This is a genomic window from Pseudomonas sp. EGD-AK9, from assembly GCF_000465935.2.
Taxonomy (GTDB): Bacteria; Pseudomonadota; Gammaproteobacteria; order Pseudomonadales; family Pseudomonadaceae; genus Aquipseudomonas.
In genome coordinates, this window is sequence record NZ_AVOF01000897.1 from 1 (window position 1) to 595 (window position 595).

Here is a 595-nt window from a genome sequence, read left to right on the forward strand (position 1 = left end):
GACCGCCGCTGCTGAGCGGAGCCGCGGCAACCGGCTCTTGCGCCGCGGCAACCGGAGCTTCTGGCACGGCTGCCGGGGCTTCTTCCTGCACGGCGGCTGGCGCAGCCGCTGGTTCGGCTGCCGGCGCTTCGACGACCTGGACTTCGGCAGCCGGAGCAGCCTCGACCACGACTTCGGCGACCTGCTCGGCTACCACCGCAGGCTCACTCGGTTCGGCGGCGACAGCGACCTCTACCGGCGCGGTGGGTTCTTCGCTGGCTACTTGCGAGGCGGGCGCTGCAACCGGCTCGACGGCCTGCACTTCGACCGCGGGCTGTTCGTCGCTGCTGGCGGCCACTACCGCGGCTGCCGTGGCGGCGGCTGCGGCGACCTGGGCGCTCTGCGCGTCGCCTTCAGCGGTTTCTTCGGCGCCTTCGATCAGGTTGCCGTCGGCATCGCGCTGACGCTCGCGGCGATTGCTGCGACGACGCTGGCCGCGCGAACGGCGACGCGGACGCTCGCCCTCGTTGCTGTCCTGCTCGTCGTCCTGCAGTTGTTCCTCGTTCGGCAGGACTTCGTCTTGCAGGGCTTCATCCTGCAGGGCCTCGGCCTGTTC

General features: G+C 71.1%; 1 protein-coding gene. It reads left to right on the forward strand.

Going from position 1 to position 595, the window contains the following annotated elements; translation table 11 throughout:
- Positions 1-595: hypothetical protein (locus N878_RS29285; RefSeq protein WP_177342951.1), on the forward strand; the 595-nt coding region annotated here is incomplete at both ends.